Below are 18,554 nucleotides of genomic sequence, written 5' to 3' on the forward strand. Positions count from 1 at the left end.
TGTTGCGGCTTCGGCGATGGAGCTGCTTCAGCCCAACCTACGTCCTGAGGGCGAAGGGGCGCTTCGGTAGGTTGGGCTAAGCACGGCGAAGCCCAACGCTGCCCAGGTCGAGCCCGCATGTTAAGCTTCGACGATAGAGCCGTCTTAGCCCAACCTACGTTCTGGAGAGCGATAGCTGCGTAGGGTGGACAACGGCGCAGCCTTGTCCACGCGGGGTGGCGCCGGATGCCAGTGGAAAACGCTGCGCGGTTTCCACGCTACGGGCTTCGTTTGGCTAGATTCTCACCCCAGCCCTCTTCCCGAGGGAGAGGGGGCAGTATCGTGCCTCACATATCCTGCGGCGTTTCCCGGGTGGGCCGGTCGTCGGCGATGGCGGGGACGTGCAGGCCGGTCTTGGCCAGTTGCTGGCCTTCCATCTGCGGCTGGGTGGTCCAGGTGAGGATGTCGTAGTAACGGCGCACGTTCTGCACGAATTCCACCGTCTCGCCGCCGCGGGCGTAGCCATAGCGGGTCTTGCTGTACCACTGCTTTTGCGCCAGGCGCGGCAGCATCTTCTTCACGTCCAGCCAGCGATCCGGGTCCAGGCCCTGGGACTCGGCCAGGCGGCGGGCGTCGAGGATGTGGGCGATGCCGATGTTGTAGGTGGCCAGGGCGAACCAGGTACGATCCGGTTCCTTGATGCTGTCCGGCAGGTCGTCGCGGATCTGGTCGAAGTACTTGGCACCACCGGTGATGCTCTGCTCGGGGTCCAGGCGATTGGATACCCCCATGGCCTGGGCGGTGTTGTTGGTCAGCATCATCAGCCCGCGTACCCCGGTCTTGGAGGTGGCGTCCGGCGTCCACAGCGATTCCTGGTAGCCCATGGCGGCGAGCAGGCGCCAGTCCAGCTGGTGCTTCTGCGCCACCTTGCGGAAGTGCTTCTCGTACTTGGGCAGGCGTTCCTGCAGGTGCTGGGCGAAGGTATAGGCACCGACGTAGCCGAGGACGTCGACGTGGCCGTAGTAGCGCTCCTTGAGCTGCTGCAGGGTGCCGTCGCGGCGGACCTTGTCCAGGTAGGCGTTGACCGCATCGAGCAGGCTGTTGTCCTCGCCGGGTTGCAGGGCCCAGGCCTGGCCCTGGTTGTCGCCCAGGTCGAAGGCCACCCGCACGTTGGGGAAATACACCTGGTTCATGGCCAGCTCGTTGGAATCCACCAGGGTCAGGTCGATCTGGCCCTCGTCGACCATGCGCAGCAGGTCGCTGACCTCCACCTGATCGGATTCGTCGAAGGCCAGCCCCGGCACCTGGGCCTGCAGCGCCTTTAATTGCTGGGCCTGGCTGCTGCCCTTGAGCACCAGGATGCGCTTGCCGACCATGTCCTTGGGGGTGCTGGGGCGAACGGTGCCGTTGCGATAGATGACCTGGGGCACCACGTCCAGATAGCTGCGGGAGAACTTGAGATTCTGGCGATTGACCGAGGGCGTGAGTCCGGCCGCGGCGATCACCGGTCCGTCCGGCGCTGTCAGGCGATTGAAGAGGTCGTCGAGGTTGTCGGCGGTGCTGATTTCCAGGCGCACCTTGAGGGATTCGGCGAAGCCCTTGACCAGTTCGTATTCGAAACCGGTCTCGCCGTTGCGGTCCTGGAAGTAGGTCGCCGGACTGTTGCGCGTCACCACGCGTAGCACACCCGCCTGCTGCACCTGCTCCAGCGCGGTCGGCTTGGGCGGCACAGGCACGTCGGCCTCCCCGCAGCTCATGAGCAAGGCGAGGAAGGGCAGGGTAAGCCAGGCGAATCGCTTGAAGGCTCTATTCAAATGGGCTAGCTCGGCCATACGGCATCAAAACGGCACTGGCGCCTTGCTGACGCGCCTCATCGGTCGGCCCCTCCGGGCACTCGTTATGGTCGGGACGCTCCGCGCCACCGGTCCGGCCAAAGGCTCTATCCTGAGCCCAATGGGGAGCCGCGTCCATGGGGCGCGGCAGGCCGTAATGGCGGGCAGTATACGCGAGAAGTGGCAAAGCGCCCATTTTATACATACAAGGGTGGTGGTAAGGCTGCATGAACCCTCGTCGCCGGAAGGTGTCCCCGGCGCGCCTTTAGTCTAGAATGCACGGCCCCAAAGTGACTTGGCCCCGAGGCTGTCCCCGATGCTGATCCTGCGCGGCGCTCCCGCTCTTTCTTCGTTCCGTCACGGCAAACTTCTCGACCAGCTGACTCGCCTGGTTCCCGGTGTCTCCGGGCTCTATGCCGAGTTCGTTCATTTCGCCGAAGTCGCCGGCACCCTGAGCGCGGAGGAAGAGGGCATCCTCGGCCGACTGCTGCAATACGGCCCCAGCGTCCCCCAGCAGGAACCCAGCGGCGCGCTGTTCCTCATCGTGCCCCGCCTGGGCACCATCTCGCCCTGGTCGAGCAAGGCCACCGACATCGCCCACAACTGTGGCCTGGCGCAGATCGAGCGCCTGGAGCGCGGCGTCGCCTACTACGTCGCCGGCGAACTGGACGCCGCTGCCCACGAGCAGCTGGCCGCGGCCCTGCATGACCGCATGACCCAGCGCGTGCTGCCGACCCTGGACGCCGCCGCCGACATCTTCAGCCATGCCGCGCCCAAGCCGCTCACCGCGGTGGACGTGCTCGGCGGTGGTCACGCTGCCCTGGAGCAGGCCAATCTGGAGCTGGGCCTGGCCCTGGCCGAGGACGAGATCGACTACCTGGTCAAGAGCTTCACCGCCCTGGGGCGCAATCCCCATGACATCGAACTCATGATGTTCGCCCAGGCCAACTCCGAGCACTGCCGGCACAAGATCTTCAATGCCAGCTGGGACCTCGACGGCGAAAGCCAGGAGAAGTCGCTGTTCGGCATGATCAAGAACACCTACGAGATGAACCGCACCGGTGTGCTGTCCGCCTACAAGGACAACGCCGCGGTCATGGAAGGCTTCACCGCCGGGCGCTTCTACCCCGACGCCGAGTCCCGCGAATACGGGGCGCACAGCCAGCCCGTGCACATCCTGATGAAGGTGGAGACCCACAACCACCCGACCGCCATCGCCCCCTTCCCCGGCGCCTCCACCGGCTCCGGCGGCGAGATCCGCGACGAAGGTGCCACTGGTCGCGGCTCCAAGCCCAAGGCCGGCCTGACCGGCTTCACCGTCTCCAACCTGAACATCCCCGGTTTCGAGCAGCCCTGGGAGCAGCCCTACGGCAAGCCCGAGCGCATCGTCACCCCGCTGGACATCATGATCGAAGGCCCGCTGGGCGGCGCCGCCTTCAACAACGAATTCGGTCGTCCGGCCCTGGCCGGCTACTTCCGCACCTTCGAGCAGCAGGTCGAGACCCCGCGTGGTCCCGAGGTGCGTGGCTACCACAAGCCGATCATGCTCGCCGGCGGCCTGGGCAACATCCGCGCCGACCACGTGCAGAAGGGCGACATCTCGGTGGGCGGCAAGCTCATCGTGCTCGGTGGTCCGGCCATGCTGATCGGTCTGGGCGGCGGCGCCGCCTCGTCCATGTCCACCGGTGCCAGCTCCGCCGACCTGGATTTCGCCTCGGTGCAGCGCGAGAACCCGGAAATGGAGCGCCGCTGCCAGGAGGTCATCGACCGCTGCTGGCAGCTGGGCGAAAACAACCCCATCACCTTCATCCATGATGTAGGCGCGGGCGGCCTGTCCAACGCCTTCCCCGAATTGGTCAACGATGCCGGTCGCGGCGGCCGCTTCGAACTGCGCAACGTGCCGAACGACGAGCCAGGCATGAGCCCGCTGGAGATCTGGTGCAACGAGTCCCAGGAGCGCTACGTGCTCTCCGTGGATGCGGAAAACTTCGAGACCTTCAAGGCCATCTGCGAACGCGAGCGCTGCCCCTTCGCCGTGGTCGGCGAGGCCACCGAGGAGCGCCAGCTGACCGTGGCCGACAGCCACTTCGGCAACAACGCCGTGGACATGCCGCTGGACGTCCTGCTCGGCAAGCCGCCGCGCATGCACCGCAGCGCGACCCGTGAAGCCGAACTGGGCGACGCCTTCGACGGCGCCGGCCTGGACCTGACCGAGTCGGTGGAGCGTGTGCTGCGTCACCCGGCGGTGGCCAGCAAGAGCTTCCTGATCACCATCGGCGACCGCACCATCACCGGCCTGGTCGCCCGCGACCAGATGGTCGGTCCCTGGCAGGTCCCGGTGGCCGACTGCGCCGTGACCGCCACCAGCTTCGACGTCCATACCGGCGAAGCCATGGCCATGGGCGAGCGCACCCCACTGGCGCTGCTCGACGCGCCCGCTTCCGGTCGCATGGCGATCGGCGAGACCATCACCAACCTGGCTGCCGCGCGCATCGAGAGGCTCGGCGACATCAAGCTCTCCGCCAACTGGATGGCCGCCGCCGGCCACCCGGGCGAAGACGCGCGCCTCTATGAAACCGTCAAGGCGGTAGGCATGGAGCTGTGCCCGGAGCTGGGCATCACCATCCCGGTCGGCAAGGACTCCATGTCCATGAAGACCCGCTGGCAGGACGGCGGCGAAGACAAGAGCGTCACCGCACCGCTGTCGCTGGTGATCACCGGCTTCGCCCCGGTGCAGGACATCCGTCGCACCCTGACCCCCCAGCTGCGCCTGGACAAGGGCCAGACCGACCTGATCCTCATCGACCTGGGTCGTGGCCAGAATCGCCTGGGCGGCTCCATCCTCGCCCAGACCCATGGCAAGCTCGGCCAGCAGGCTCCCGACGTCGACGAGGCCGAAGATCTCAAGGCCTTCTTCGCGGTGATCCAGGGCCTCAACCAGGATGGCCTGTTGCTGGCCTACCACGACCGTTCCGATGGTGGCCTCATCACCACCGTGGTGGAAATGGCCTTTGCCGGTCACTGCGGCCTGGCCCTGCGCCTGGACGCCCTGGCCGCCGACCGTGACGAACTGACCCGCGCGCTCTTCGCCGAAGAGCTGGGCGCCGTCATCCAGGTGCCCCAGGACTTCACCCACGAGGTGCTGGCCCAGTTCAGCGCGGCTGGTCTGGAAGATTGCGTGGCGGTGATCGGCAATCCGGTCAACGGCTACGAGATCAACATCCACTACCACGACGAGCACCTGTACCGGGCCGAGCGGCGCATGCTGCAGCGCGTCTGGAGCGAAACCAGCTTCCAGATCCAGCGCCTGCGCGACAACGCCGACTGCGCCCAGCAGGAATTCGACGCCCTACTGGAAGAGGATCATCCGGGTCTGTCGGCCAAGCTGGCCTATGATCCCAACGAGGACATCTGCGCCCCCTACATCAAGAAGGGCGTGCGGCCCCAGGTCGCCATCCTGCGCGAGCAGGGCGTCAACGGTCAGGTGGAGATGGGCGCGGCCTTCGATCGCGCCGGCTTCGCCGCCATCGACGTGCACATGAGCGACATCCTCTCCGGTCGCATCGACCTGGCGGACTTCAAAGGCGTGGTCGCCTGTGGCGGCTTCTCCTATGGCGACGTGCTCGGTGCCGGCGGTGGCTGGGCCAAGTCCATCCTGTTCAACGCCCGCGCCCGTGACGGCTTCCAGCAGTTCTTCGAGCGCACCGACACCTTTACCCTCGGCGTGTGCAACGGCTGCCAGATGGTCGCCAACCTGCGCGAGCTGGTGCCCGGCAGCGAATTCTGGCCGCGCTTCGTGCGCAACCGCTCTGAGCAGTTCGAGGCGCGGGTGGCCATGGTCCAGGTGCAGGATTCGCCATCCCTGTTCCTCGCCGGCATGGCCGGGTCGCGGCTGCCCATCGCCATCGCCCACGGCGAAGGCTTCGCCGAGTACCCGGACCAGCAGGCGCTGGTTGCCGCCGATGTCTCCGGCACCGTGGCGCTGCGCTACGTGGACGGTCACAGCAAGGTCACCGAGGCCTACCCGGCCAACCCCAACGGTTCGCCGCTGGGCATCACCGGTCTGTCCAGCCAGGACGGTCGCGTGCTGCTGATGATGCCGCACCCCGAGCGCTGCTTCCGCGCCGTGCAGAACTCCTGGATCCCGGCCGACTGGCAGGGCGAGGACGGCGGCTGGATGCGCCTGTTCCGCAACGCCCGGGTCTGGGTGGACTGAGTCCACGGCTTGCGCCTGACGAAACCCGCGCCTCGGCGCGGGTTTCGTCTTTCTGGGAAGGGCTTAAGCTGAAGGGACCATCCAGCGTTTCCGGAGTCCTCGATGTTCAAGCTGTGTTTCTATGTCCCCGACTCGCACCTCGACGCCGTCAAGCAGGCGATCTTTGCTGTCGGCGGTGGCCGCATCGGGCTCTATGACAGTTGCTGCTGGCAGGTCCAGGGCCTCGGTCAGTTTCGCCCGTTGCCAGGCAGCCAACCGCACCTGGGCGAGCAGGGCAGTCTCGAACAGCTAACGGAATGGCGAGTGGAGCTGGTACTGGGCGATGAACAGGTCGCCCGCCAGGCCGTGGCGGCGCTAAAGGAGGTGCATCCCTATGAAACGCCGGCCTACGACGTGGTGCAGGTGCTGGATTTCTAAGGTTCAGGGATAGCCCAGAACCGTCTTGATCCGCGGCAATTCACGCTCGACCCAGCGTGGATCCACCGCGCCCCAATCGCGGATCTCGTAGCCGCCCGCGTTGTTGCGCGCGCCGTCGCCCTGCACGAACTGACAGTCGATATCCAGATCGGCCAGGGCCAGCAGGGTGTCCTGGGCCGTACGCCGCGGCATGCCGGTGGCGGCCATCAGCGCGGGTACGCTGGTGGCGGTGCCGCTGGCCACCAGCCAGGCCACATAGAGCCGGCGATAGAAGCTGGTCTTGGTCTTGCTTACGTCCATGAAAATCTTCCGGTCAAGAAAAAGCCCACCGCGAGGGTGGGCTTCAGGGGCATCAGAGGGTGGCGATGCGCTGCCGCTGTTCCACCATCTTGGCCAGGGCCTGCTCGGCTTCGGCCAGTTTGGCGCGCTCCTTCTCCAGCACCTCGGCCGGGGCCTTGGCGACGAAGCCTTCGTTGGCCAGCTTGCCGCCGACGCGCTTGACCTCGCCCTCCAGGCGGCCGATCTCCTTGTCCAGGCGCGTAAGTTCTGCGTCCTTGTCGATCAGCCCGGCCATGGGCACCAGCACTTCCATCTCACCGACCAGGGTGGTGGCGGACATCGGTGCTTCCTCGCCGGCGGCCAGGACGCGGACCGATTCCAGCTTGGCCAGCTTGTTCAGCAGCGGCTCGAAGTCGGCCAGGCGACGCTGGTCCTCGGCACTGGTGTTGGCGACGATGATGTCGATGCGCTTGGCCATGGAGATCTTCATCTCGCCACGGATCTGCCGCACGCCCAGCATCAGCGCCTTGACCCACTCGATGTCGCCTTCGGCGGCGGCGTCGATGCGCGCCTCGTTGGCCACCGGCCAGGGCTGGAGCATCAGGGTCTCGCCCTGGACACCGGCCGGCGCCTTGAGGCGCTGCCAGATTTCCTCGGTGATGAAGGGCATGAAGGGATGCGCCAGGCGCAGTACCACTTCCAGGACCCGCGCCAGGGTGCGGCGGGTGCCACGCTGACGTTCGATGGAGGCGTTCTCGTCCCACAGCACCGGCTTGACCAGTTCCAGGTACCAGGCGCAGTACTCGTCCCAGACGAATTCATAGAGGGCCTGGGTAGCCAGGTCGAAGCGGAAGGCGTCGAGCTGACGGGTCACCTCGGCCTCGGTGCGCTGCAGCTGGGAGATGATCCAGCGATCCACCGAAGACAGCTCCACGGGTTCGTCGTTGACGCCGGTGTCCTGGCCTTCTACGTTCTCCATGACGAAGTTCGCCGCGTTCCACAGTTTGTTGCAGAAGTTGCGATAGCCCTCGACGCGACCCATGTCGAACTTGACGTCGCGGCCGGTGGTGGCCAGGGAGCAGAAGGTGAATCTCAGGGCGTCGGTGCCGTAGCTGGCGATGCCATCCGGGAATTCGGCGCGGGTCTGCTTGGCGATCTTCTCGGCCAGCTTGGGCTGCATCAGGCCACTGGTGCGCTTCTGCAGCAGGGTCTCCAGGTCGATGCCGTCGACGATGTCCAGCGGATCGAGCACGTTGCCCTTGGACTTGGACATCTTCTGGCCCTGGCCATCGCGGACCAGGCCGTGGACGTAGACGGTCTTGAAGGGGATCTGCCCGGTCAGGTGGGTGGACAGCATGATCATCCGGGCGACCCAGAAGAAGATGATGTCGAAGCCGGTGACCAGCACGTCGGTGGGATGGAAGGTCTTCAGCGCCTCGGTCTGCTCGGGCCAGCCCAGGGTGGAGAAGGTCCAGAGGCCGGAGCTGAACCAGGTATCCAGGACGTCATCGTCCTGGCGCAGGGCGATGTCACCGAGGTCGTGCTTGGCGCGTACCTCGGCCTCGTCACGGCCGACATAGACGTTGCCGGCCTGGTCGTACCAGGCGGGAATGCGGTGGCCCCACCAGAGCTGGCGGCTGATGCACCAGTCCTGGATGTCGCGCATCCAGCTGAAGTACATGTTCTCGTACTGCTTGGGCACGAACTGCACCTCGCCGCTCTCGACCACGCCGATGGCCTTCTCGGCCAGGGGCTTGGTGGAGACGTACCACTGGTCGGTCAGCCAGGGCTCGATCACGGTGCCGGAACGGTCGCCCTTGGGCACCTTGAGGGCGTGGTCCTCGATCTTCTCCAGGCGGCCGGCGGCGTCCAGGTCGGCAACGATACGCTTGCGCGCCTCGAAGCGGTCCAGGCCGGCGTAGGCCTCGGGCAGGGTGGCGTCGAACATGCCGTTGACGCTGCCGTCCAGGTTGAACACCTGAGCACCAGGCAGGATGGCCGCGTCGGCGTCGAAGACGTTGATCAGCGGCAGGTTGTGGCGCTTGCCGACTTCATAATCGTTGAAATCGTGGGCCGGGGTGATCTTGACGCAGCCGGTGCCGAATTCGGGGTCGCAGTAGTCGTCGCCGACGATGGGGATGCGGCGGCCCACCAGGGGCAGTTCGACGTACTGGCCGATCAGATCCTTGTAGCGTGAATCTTCCGGATGCACGGCCACGGCGGCATCGCCCAGCAGGGTCTCGGGGCGGGTGGTAGCGACCACCAGGTGATCCATGCCCTCGGCGGTGCGGGCGCCGTCCGCCAGGGGATAGCGCAGGTGCCAGAGGTGGCCTTTCTCGTCATGGCTTTCCACTTCCAGGTCGGAAATGGCGGTGTGCAGCTTGGTGTCCCAGTTGACCAGGCGCTTGCCACGATAGATCAGACCGTCCTCGTGCAGGCGTACGAAGGCTTCCTTGACCGCCTCGGAGAGGCCGTCGTCCATGGTGAAGCGTTCGCGCGACCAGTCCACCGAGGAGCCCAGGCGGCGGATCTGCCGGCTGATGTTGCCACCCGATTCGTTCTTCCATTCCCAGACCTTTTCCAGGAATTTTTCCCGGCCCAGGTCATGGCGCGACAGGCCCTCGGCACCGATGCGGCGCTCCACCAGCATCTGGGTGGCGATGCCGGCGTGGTCGGTGCCCGGCTGCCAGAGGGTGTTGCGACCCTGCATGCGGCGGAAGCGGATCAGGGCATCCATGATGGCGTTGTTGAAGCCATGGCCCATGTGCAGGCTGCCGGTCACGTTCGGCGGCGGGATCATGATGGTGTAGGGCTCGCCCGACCCCTGGGGCGCGAAGTAGCCCTGGCGTTCCCAGGTCTGGTACCAGGAGGTTTCGATGGCGTGCGGCTGGTAGGTCTTGTCCATGGAGGGGGCTTTTGTCGCTGGAAGAGGAAAGCCTCCGAGTATAGCGACTCCAGCCCGCCGACGGCAGGGCGCCTTGCCCGTCGGCTCAGGAGCGTTGCAGGAGTTCTTCCAGGCGTTGTGCCAGGCGGCGCTGCAGTTCGGCTTCCAGGCGCGGCAGCTGCTCGTCGAGCAGTTCCTGCAGGATGGCCGGTGCCTCCTGGCGCAGGCGGACGTGGGCCAGGTCTTCGCGCGGCGCGCTGGGCGTCACGTCTTCGATGGACTCCGGCACGATCTGGTCGAGCAGCGGCGGAATGGCCTTGAGCCGCTCGGCGCTGGGGGCGATGACATCGGACAGGATGGGGATACCGTCGGCGCTGCTCGGATGGACCGTGTTACGGCTCTTGTCGAGCACCTGGCGGATGGCTTCAAGGTCTTGCAGGACGTGCGCGGGAGGCTTGGTGCTGGTCATGGATATCAGACACGCGACAACTGATGGTCCTGTAGAGCATAGCCAAGCTTGCGGTAGAAGCGAAAACCTTCGCGCATCGCCTGGCGCACGTCGGGGGCCTCGACGACCACCTCGGCGATCCGGGCGAAACCCGCATGGCAGGGCGGTGGGGCCAGGGTCAGGTTGATCAGCAGTTCGCCCGTCTGCTCGGCGGGCGTGGTCAGGCCGAGTACCACCGGACTGTCACTTGCGGTTTCCGCCAAGTCGTGGGGAATGAAGCTGTCGGGGCGGAAGGCCCACAGCTGTTCGTCCAGGCGCTGACGCTGCTCGGTGTCGGCGCAATGCACATAGACCGGCATGCCCTGCTTCCAGGCCTTGTCCACCAGCCGGCAGGCGAAGGCCAGCCGCGCCGCGGGATCGGTGGAGGGCAGGACATAGAAATCGACACGGGTCATGGAGGATCACGCGGAGAAGAGGGAAACGGCAAGGCCGCGACGTAGGGGCGTCGCGGCCTCTATAGGCTTTAGCGCGTGTTCAAAGTCTCGCGAGCTAGAGCCAAACAAGGCGAAAATGGCTGAGGAAGCGGAGTTTACGAGTGGTAAATGAGCATTCCGAAGCCATTTTCAACGCCGTTTGGCCGACGCGCAGCAGACTTTGATCAGGTGCTTAGGCCTCGTTGCTGCGGTCGAGCAGATACTGCACCAGCAGCGGGACCGGACGACCGGTGGCGGCCTTGTCCTTGCCGCCGCTGATCCAGGCGGTGCCGGCCACGTCCAGGTGGGCCCAGGGATAGGCCTTGGCATAGCGCGCCAGGAAGCAGCCCGCGGTGATGGTGCCCGCCTTGGGACCGCCGATGTTGGCCATGTCGGCGAAGGGGCTGTCCAGCTGCTCCTGGTACTCCTCGTGCAGCGGCAGTTGCCAGACACGGTCGTCGGCACGATCGCCGGCCTGCTTGACCTGGTCGATCAGGGCATCGTCGTTGCCCATCAGGCCGGAGACCAGCGAACCCAGTGCGGTGATGCAGGCGCCAGTCAGGGTGGCGATGTCGATCACGGCCTTGGGCTGGAAGCGTTCGGCATAGGTGAGGGTGTCGCACAGCACCAGCCGGCCTTCGGCGTCGGTGTTGAGGATCTCGATGGTCTGGCCGCTCATGCTGGTGACGATGTCACCCGGACGGGTGGCGGTACCGCTGGGCATGTTCTCGGCCAGGGCCAGCAGGCCCACCACGTTGATCGCCGGCTTGAGCTCCATGAGGGCGCGGAAGGTGCCCAGGACGCTGGCAGCGCCGCACATGTCGTACTTCATCTCGTCCATGCCGGCGCTGGGCTTGATGCTGATGCCGCCGGTGTCGAAGGTGATGCCCTTGCCGACCAGGGTGTAGGGCTGGGCATTCTTGGACCCGCCCTTGTATTGCAGCACCACCAGACGCGGCGGCTGGGCGCTGCCCTGGGCCACGGCGAGGAAGGAACCCATGCCCAATTCGCGCATCTTCTTCTCGTCGAGCACCTCGACGGAGAGGCCGGCGTCCTTGAACTGCTTGCCCAGGGCCTTGGCCTGATCGGCCACATAGACCGGATTGCAGACGTTTGGCGGCAGGTTGCCGAAGTCCTTGGCGTAGGCGGTGCCGTGGGTGATCGCCAGGGCGTGGGCCAGGGCACGCTCGGCCTCCGGCTGGGAGGCCTTGGTGGTGACCAGGGTCAGCTTCTTCAGCGGGCGCGGCTCGGCCTTCTTGCTCTTGAAGCGGTCGAAGACGTAATCGCCATCGGCCAGGGTCTCGGCCAGCAGGCGCAGGCGGGCGTAGCCGTCGCGATTCTTGACCGGCACATCGCCCAGGGCGATGGCGGCGTCGCTGCCGCCCAGGCTCTTGAGCACGCCCAGGGCGCCACTGGCCAGCTTGCGGTACTGACGGTCGGAAAGGCCTTCGGTAGCGCCGCTACCCACCAGCAGCACGCGCTCGGCCTTGATACCGGAAAGATTGGTAAGCAGCAGGGTCTGGCCGGCCTTGCCGGCGATGTCACCACGCTTGACCGCCGCGCTCAGGGCGCCGGAGGTGGCAGCGTCCACGGCGCTGGCCGCTGCGTCGAGCGCGCCGCCTTCACCGACGGCCACGACCAGCGTGGCGGTTTTCAGGGTTTCCGGACGAGCGTTTTTGACGACGAATTCCATTAGGAGAAGCTCCCCAAGACAAACACATGAGTTCGCAGGATATAATGCGGGGCTTTCGCCAGGACCTTTCCCGGCGATCGGCCTTCAACGGGTGGGCCTTGCGACGCCAGCCTTGCAACCGAGCTAGTGTGAGCGTTCGCGCCAGAGCCTGACAACCCTGGAGAATCCTGTTTGATCGTCTTCCGCTATCTGTCTCGAGAAGTTCTCACCACCCTCGGTGCGGTCAGTGCCGTGCTGCTGGTGATCATCATGAGCGGCCGTTTCATCAAGTACCTGGCCCAGGCGGCCCAGGGCCTGCTGGATCCGGGCGTGCTCCTGCTCATCATGGCCTACCGGATTCCCGGCTTCCTGCAGTTGATCCTGCCGCTGGGCCTGTTCCTCGGTTTCCTGCTGGCCTACGGCCGGCTGTACCTGGACAGCGAGATGACCGTGCTCACCGCCACCGGCCTGAGCCCGCGCCGCCTGCTGGCCTACAGCATGGCCCCCGCGGCGGTGGTCGCCCTGGTGGTCGCCTGGCTGAGCCTGTCGCTGGCGCCCCTGGGCGTGCAGAAGGTCACCAGCATCCTCAACCAGCAGGATGCCATGACCGAGTTCGACACCCTTGAGCCGGGACGCTTCCAATCCTTGAGGGACAACTCGCGGGTCACCTACACCGAGCGCCTGTCGGCGGATCGCAGCCAACTGGGCGGTGTCTTCATTTCCGAGCGCAACACCTCCGCCGCGGGCGGCAAGGACCGCGGCGTGGGCGTGCTGGTAGCCGATACCGGGCGTCAGGAAATCCATCCCGATGGCAGTCGCTACCTGATCCTGCAGAACGGTTTCCGCTACGACGGCGTGCCGGGCCAGGCCGACTACCGTGCGGTGCAGTACGACACCTATGGCGTCCTGCTGCCCAAGCCGGAGGTGAGTGAAGACATCAGCGAGCGTGACGCCGTCACCACCGGCGAACTCATGCGCAGCAACGAGCTGCAGTATCGCGGCGAGCTGCAATGGCGGCTGTCGCTGCCGATCCTGGTGTTCGTCGTGACCCTCATCGCCGTGCCCCTGTCCAAGGTCAATCCGCGCCAGGGCCGCTTCCTCAAGCTGTTGCCGGCGATCCTGCTGTACATGGCCTACCTGTCGCTGCTGATCGCCGCTCGTGGTGCCCTGGACAAGGGCCGCCTGCCGCCGGCCATCGGTCTGTGGGGTGTGCACCTGCTGTTCCTGGTGCTGGGCCTGCTGCTGGCCTTCTGGGAACCGCTCACGGCGCGTCTGCGCGGTCGCAAGCCGGAGGTAGCGGCATGAACAAGCTCGACTGGTACATAGGTCGCACCGTCTTCGTCAGCATCCTCGCGGTGCTGGGCGTGATCGTCGGTCTGGCCCTGCTGTTCGCCTTCATCGACCAGCTCGGCGACTTCGATGACAACTACGGCGTCGCCGAGGCCCTCAAGTTCGTCCTGCTCACCACGCCGCGGCGGGCCTACGAGATGCTGCCCATGGCTGCGCTCATCGGCTGCCTGATCGGCCTGGGCACCCTGGCCAGCAGCAGCGAGCTGATCGTGATGCGCGCCGCCGGCGTTTCCCTGGGGCGCATCGTCTGGGCGGTGATGAAGCCGATGTTCGTGCTGCTCATCGCCGGCATCCTGGTCGGCGAGTACGTGGCGCCCTGGTCGGAGAACCTGGCGCAGAGCGGTCGCGCCCTGGCGCAAAGCGCCGGCAAGGCGCAGAGCTCGCGGCACGGCCTCTGGCATCGCCAGGGCCACGAATACACCCACGTCAACGCCGTACAACCCAACGGCCTGCTCCTGGGCGTGACCCGCTACGAATTCGACGACAATCGCCACCTGCTGCAATCCAGCTTCGCCCAGCGCGGTATCTATCGCGGCGATCACTGGGAGCTGGAAAACGTCAGCATCACCGACTTCGGCAATCGCCAGACCAGCGTCCGCCAGGAGCCCAAGGTGATCTGGAACGTCGAGCTGACCCCACAGGTGCTCGACACCGTGATCATGGAACCGGATGCGCTGTCGATCTCCGGACTGTGGTGGTACATCCACTACCTGGCCGATCAGGGCCTGAGCAACAAGAGCTACTGGCTGGCATTCTGGTCGAAGATCTTCCAGCCGCTGGTGACCGCCGCCCTGGTGCTGATGGCGATCTCCTTCATCTTCGGCCCGCTGCGCTCGGTGACCCTGGGTCAGCGGATCTTCACCGGCGTGATCATCGGCTTCGCCCTGCGGATCTTCCAGGACCTGCTGGGACCGTCCAGCCTGGTATTCGGCTTTTCGCCGCTGCTGGCCGTGCTGGCACCGGCGCTGCTCTGCGCCGTGGCTGGGGTGCTGTTGCTGCGACGGGCCGGCTAGGGCCCGTCGGCGGCGTCGCTCAGGCGGCGCCCTTGCGTGCCACTGGCTGCAGCTGCAGCCAGCCGGCGTGCTCCTCGCAAAAGCTCAGGATCCGTTGCACGCGACGGATCTGGTCGCGATCACGGCATTCGCCCACCACGGTCCGCACTAGCAGATCGACGTTCTGCATGTGGATCAGTCGCAGATCCGGACTCATGTCGGCAAAGTCTTCCATCTCGCCCATGCGCGTCTCGCAACGTGAAAGCAGGCGCTCGATGAAGTCGGGGGAGAGGCGGGTCGGAGGCTGGGCTGTTTCCAGGTCCTTGACCGCCACCTGGGAAAGGGGGGAGAGCGTTTCCATGTGCAAGATCTCGCGTCCATATCGAAGTCTTACTATTGCACGCTTTGCCCTGCGGATTCAGCTGCCGATTGTCAGCTGGCTCAGTGGTCGTCCTCCAGGCTAGGGACGAGTACCCGCTTCTTTCGTCGCCACGTCCAGCAACATCGATCGCGCCTTGAGATATGACTGTTTGCGCTGCAGGTCGGCTGGATGATCGATGGTCAGCGTCGCCAGATAGGTCTGCCAGGCGGCCAGATAGGCCTTCTGCGCATTGCGCAGCAGCCGATCCTGGCCTGCAGGCAACTCACCGGTAGCCTTCTCCTCCTGAGCATCAGCCTCAGCCTGACAGCGGCTCAGCCGCTGACGAAAGTCCGCCAGGCGCTCCTGCTCGCCTGCTAGGCGAGCGTTGTTGCCATGCAACACCAGCAATTCGCAGCCATAGAGCGCGCTGTGCAACCGGGCCTGCAGGGTCCAGCTGGGCGAGCGGCTCAGCTCAGTACCTGCGTCAGCTGGATTGGCCGGTTGCTGCACGGCGCAGCCGCCCAGGGGCAGCAGCAGGGCGAGTAACAGGGCAGGGGAGCGGTGCATGGTCTTATCTCGGCAAATCTCAAGCAAACGGCAGCCTACTGGTAACGTTGCCATTCCCGATACTTGTCCATCAGATAGTTGCCGACCGGCTGCCGGTTCTTGCAGTCCTCACCGCTCAGTGGACTGGGCTCGCAGAGCGGACCGGCATTGCTGTAGTGGCTGCAACCGGTCAGTAGCAGGGCGAGGCCCAGAAGCAGAGTTTTCAACGTACGTACTTTCGTAGGTTCAGGGAATGGACGCTAGGCTTCCAAAATTTTGGAGTCACGTTTTGATAGTACCTGAGCTGTACCTTTTGAAGGCGGCGAGGCATCACCGGCTGCTCATTGTAGAAGGGGCTCTAGCAAGCTCATCGGGTCTGTCGTTATCGCCTGTTGAGACGACAGACGGTCGTACGGATATAGTCGGAGGATTGTGACGTAATTCTCATAAGGTAAAATGCTGCCCGCTGTGCAACGCAGTTTGCCAATGAAGGCACTGGAAGTCTGCCAAGGGAGTCAGCATGAAAGCCTTTCGTACCACCATCTCTGTTTTGTCCGCCGCCTGTCTTCTCACCCTGAGTGGCTGTGCGAGCATCGTCGGTAATAGCCAGTATCCCGTCGCTGTGAAAAGCACGCCCGTTGGGGCCAGCTTCACCATCAAGAACCGTTCGGGTGAGGTTGTTCATACTGGCACCACGCCCGGAACCGTGACACTCAAGTCGGGCAGTGGCTACTTCAAGGGTGAAGCCTATACCGTTACCTTCCACAAGGACGGCTACGCTGACACCACGACCCAGCTCAGCAGCAGCATGAGCGGCTGGTATTGGGGCAATATCCTGTTCGGCGGGCTGATCGGCATGCTGATCGTCGATCCGCTGACGGGTGCCATGTACAAACTGCCGGACTCTTCGAGCGGTGATCTGGGCGCACCTGTCATGGCCAAGACCTCCGGGCAGGACCTGACGATGCTGACCATCGATCAGGTGCCAGTCGACCAGCGATTGAAGCTGATTCGAGTGAACTGAAAAAAGGCCCGTTTTGAACGGGCCTTTCTGTCTGTCTGCACGCTGGGTAGGGCGGAACGGCTTGTTGGTCCGACTGATATTCGCAAGCGGAAGTTACAGGCACAAAAAAACCGCCTCAAGGGCGGTTTTTCGGCTTCCAAAAATCGCAAGGGGTGCCTGGAAGATGCTGCTTGGTGCCCGGGGGAGACTCGAAGATAGGTCTTAAAAGTCTCTAGATTGCTGGGTTTCTGTATTTTTTGATTTTTTGGATACTCACATTCCTACTCACATTTGCCCGCGTTGGCGTTAGGTCATCCGACTGGATGCGGCGCTAGGCTCATACCGTGTAACCAGTCGTCGCCGACGAAGATATGCCAGATTCTCGCTTCTCTATGCGATGCTTCTACCCATGGAAGCCCTCGCAAGGATGCAGGCAATGCGGTACCTCCTGACCACCTCGGTAACCCTTTTTCTCCCCACTTCCCCATCCGTCCAGGCTACAGCCTGCGTCTATGTCGCCAACAAGATATGCCCGGCGGCCCAGTATTCATTAAGTCACTCCCTTAAACCGATCATGCACGCCGTTTTCAACGGAAGGCGTGCGCTAGCGGCTGTCGCCAAGCATATGCCGGTTATGAGGGACTAAGACAAGACATAGGCCCATAGGTCGGAGCGCAGGGTTAGCACCGATCCGTTTGTCGCGTAGAGCTTCAGGTTCTTGTGCAAGCGTCGAAAGAGATCAAATCGCTGTTCAACGAAAGGTCGCAGAAATAATGAAAGGGAATCGGCAGCTGTCGAAAATCGTCTCTTGTTTGAGTCTTGAGTCCGAGCATCCGGGTGGCGGTGTGGATGATGATGCAGAAGACGCTGCAAAAGGGGACGAGCTCCGTGACGCCGTATCGAGGTTCGATGGGGATCTCTACGTTCACTCGGGTGGAATCACCTTTGGCCAGGAAGCCCATTTCGCTCGGATACTGAACGCCAACAGGCAAAAATCTGATAAGGCGACCCTGTGGCTCACTACCCCGGGAGGTGACCCTGATACTGCCTATCAGATTTGCAGGCTGATGCAGAACAACTACAAGCACTTTGCTGTTTACATCAATGGTTGGTGTAAAAGCTCTGGCACGCTGGTTTGCTTAGGTGCTACAGAGATCATCATGGATGACTTGGGGCAGCTGGGGCCGTTGGATATCCAGATTCTGAACAAGGAGGAGTTCGGGGAGCGTTTGTCTGGGCTGAACCCTATCGAAGCCCTTAAATCGATCAGCATCCAGTCCCTCGACCTTTTCCGTCAGCAGTTCTTCAATGTCCGCTTCGGTGGAGGCCTGAGCACCAAGCAAGCCTTGGAGGTCGCCACAAACCTTACTGGTCAGCTCATGAGTCCAATCACTGCTCAGCTGGACATCATGAAGTACGGCGAATTTACCCGGTCGATGCGCATAGCAGTCGAGTATGGCAACAGACTTGCAAAGGGATGCCCGAGCGGCAATCTCAAGCCTGAAGCTGTCAATGCATTGACGACTGGGTATCCATCTCATGGGTTTGTGATCGACCGTGCTGAAGCTTCGGAGGCAATTTTCAACAACGTGTCTCGTCCGTCGGACGATTTGTTGATCATCTCCGAAAAGCTGCAGGGACTCGTTGACAGCTACATGGGTGGGTCTAACAATCAGGCCTTGATTGTGGACCTACGGTTCGCCCTAGGCATCCCAGCGAGCGCCGAGGATGCTTCAGCCCCTGCCGAAGCTGTCGAGGAGGAGCAGGTAGTCGATGTGGCTGCCGCAGCACCCTCGAAGGCTGCGAACCAAAAATCTAGGTCGACGTCGAAAGCAAAGCCCAGAGCTGTTAAGGATGCTGGCGAACGTGGCGAACAACTGGAGAGAAGCGATGAAAGCACAGACTCAGACGGTCCTGTCCCTCAATGAAGCTGCTGGTATCCAGCAGGCGTCTCCAAAGGCGTCTCGGGACATCGTGCACAAGGCCTTTGAGGCCATTCAATTTCCTTCCTCAAAGCCTCGTCAGAAAGCTCGGATTGCTGGCAACGAAGTCATCCTTGCTATGTGATTGCTAGCTAGTCAAAAGCCCGGCATTAGGTCGGG

General features: G+C 63.9%; 15 protein-coding genes. 6 read left to right on the top strand and 9 right to left on the bottom strand.

Going from position 1 to position 18,554, the window contains the following annotated elements; all coding sequences use genetic code 11:
- Positions 1–326: 326 nt before the first annotated feature.
- A complete protein-coding gene (mltF, locus tag ACUCV0_RS00100) occupies positions 327–1,811 on the bottom strand; it encodes a membrane-bound lytic murein transglycosylase MltF (RefSeq protein ID WP_482211706.1) in 1,485 nt (494 codons plus the stop codon).
- A 316-nt stretch (positions 1,812–2,127) separates the two neighbouring features.
- On the opposite strand from mltF, the gene purL reads away from it, so the two are divergent.
- Together purL and ACUCV0_RS00110 are read left to right on the top strand one after the other, a co-directional pair.
- Positions 2,128–6,027 carry a phosphoribosylformylglycinamidine synthase gene (gene purL, locus ACUCV0_RS00105; RefSeq protein ID WP_482211707.1) on the top strand — a complete coding sequence of 1,300 codons (3,900 nt, stop codon included), beginning with the start codon at positions 2,128–2,130 and terminating at the stop codon, positions 6,025–6,027.
- Positions 6,028–6,129: 102 nt separating this feature from the next.
- Positions 6,130–6,444 (top strand): NGG1p interacting factor NIF3, encoded by a 315-nt coding sequence (locus ACUCV0_RS00110; protein WP_313649750.1) that lies wholly within the window; start codon positions 6,130–6,132, stop codon positions 6,442–6,444.
- A gap of 3 nt (positions 6,445–6,447) precedes the next feature.
- Here the strand turns inward: ACUCV0_RS00110 and ACUCV0_RS00115 are convergent, their stop codons facing one another.
- The 5 genes from ACUCV0_RS00115 to ACUCV0_RS00135 form a co-directional block, all read right to left on the bottom strand.
- Positions 6,448–6,744: a helix-turn-helix domain-containing protein gene (locus tag ACUCV0_RS00115; protein ID WP_313649749.1), complete on the bottom strand. Its 297-nt coding sequence runs from the start codon at positions 6,742–6,744 to the stop codon at positions 6,448–6,450.
- 52 nt (positions 6,745–6,796) lie between these two features.
- The gene (locus tag ACUCV0_RS00120; protein ID WP_482211708.1) at positions 6,797–9,628 is read right to left on the bottom strand and encodes a valine--tRNA ligase; all 2,832 of its coding nucleotides are present in this window, start codon (positions 9,626–9,628) and stop codon (positions 6,797–6,799) included.
- 85 nt (positions 9,629–9,713) lie between these two features.
- Positions 9,714–10,076, bottom strand: a complete 363-nt coding sequence (locus tag ACUCV0_RS00125; protein WP_482211709.1) for a hypothetical protein — start codon at positions 10,074–10,076, stop codon at positions 9,714–9,716.
- 5 nt (positions 10,077–10,081) lie between these two features.
- Positions 10,082–10,510 (bottom strand): DNA polymerase III subunit chi, encoded by a 429-nt coding sequence (locus ACUCV0_RS00130; protein WP_059313854.1) that lies wholly within the window; start codon positions 10,508–10,510, stop codon positions 10,082–10,084.
- Positions 10,511–10,721: 211 nt separating this feature from the next.
- On the bottom strand, positions 10,722–12,221 hold the full coding sequence (locus ACUCV0_RS00135; protein WP_059313855.1) for a leucyl aminopeptidase: 1,500 nt from the start codon (positions 12,219–12,221) through the stop codon (positions 10,722–10,724).
- A gap of 171 nt (positions 12,222–12,392) precedes the next feature.
- On the opposite strand from ACUCV0_RS00135, the gene lptF reads away from it, so the two are divergent.
- Together lptF and lptG are read left to right on the top strand one after the other, a co-directional pair.
- The gene (lptF, locus tag ACUCV0_RS00140) at positions 12,393–13,505 is read left to right on the top strand and encodes an LPS export ABC transporter permease LptF (protein ID WP_059313856.1); all 1,113 of its coding nucleotides are present in this window, start codon (positions 12,393–12,395) and stop codon (positions 13,503–13,505) included.
- Positions 13,502–14,563 (top strand): LPS export ABC transporter permease LptG, encoded by a 1,062-nt coding sequence (lptG, locus tag ACUCV0_RS00145; protein WP_059313857.1) that lies wholly within the window; start codon positions 13,502–13,504, stop codon positions 14,561–14,563. The genes lptF and lptG overlap by 4 nt, the downstream gene beginning before the upstream one ends.
- A gap of 19 nt (positions 14,564–14,582) precedes the next feature.
- On the opposite strand, the gene ACUCV0_RS00150 is transcribed toward lptG, so the two are convergent.
- From ACUCV0_RS00150 to ACUCV0_RS00160, 3 genes are all read right to left on the bottom strand, one after another.
- Positions 14,583–14,903: a hypothetical protein gene (locus ACUCV0_RS00150; protein ID WP_059313858.1), complete on the bottom strand. Its 321-nt coding sequence runs from the start codon at positions 14,901–14,903 to the stop codon at positions 14,583–14,585.
- Between the two features lie 99 nt (positions 14,904–15,002).
- A complete protein-coding gene (locus ACUCV0_RS00155) occupies positions 15,003–15,470 on the bottom strand; it encodes a hypothetical protein (protein WP_482211710.1) in 468 nt (155 codons plus the stop codon).
- 35 nt (positions 15,471–15,505) lie between these two features.
- Positions 15,506–15,676, bottom strand: a complete 171-nt coding sequence (locus ACUCV0_RS00160; RefSeq protein WP_482211711.1) for a hypothetical protein — start codon at positions 15,674–15,676, stop codon at positions 15,506–15,508.
- Positions 15,677–15,969: 293 nt separating this feature from the next.
- Here ACUCV0_RS00160 and ACUCV0_RS00165 point away from each other — a divergent pair, with 293 nt between their 5' ends.
- Both ACUCV0_RS00165 and ACUCV0_RS00170 read left to right on the top strand, forming a co-directional pair.
- On the top strand, positions 15,970–16,473 hold the full coding sequence (locus ACUCV0_RS00165) for a hypothetical protein (RefSeq protein ID WP_059313860.1): 504 nt from the start codon (positions 15,970–15,972) through the stop codon (positions 16,471–16,473).
- A gap of 752 nt (positions 16,474–17,225) precedes the next feature.
- Positions 17,226–18,380 carry an SDH family Clp fold serine proteinase gene (locus ACUCV0_RS00170; protein WP_482211712.1) on the top strand — a complete coding sequence of 385 codons (1,155 nt, stop codon included), beginning with the start codon at positions 17,226–17,228 and terminating at the stop codon, positions 18,378–18,380.
- Positions 18,381–18,554: the final 174 nt, after the last annotated feature.

The organism is Pseudomonas sp. VMV1, from assembly GCF_056790235.1.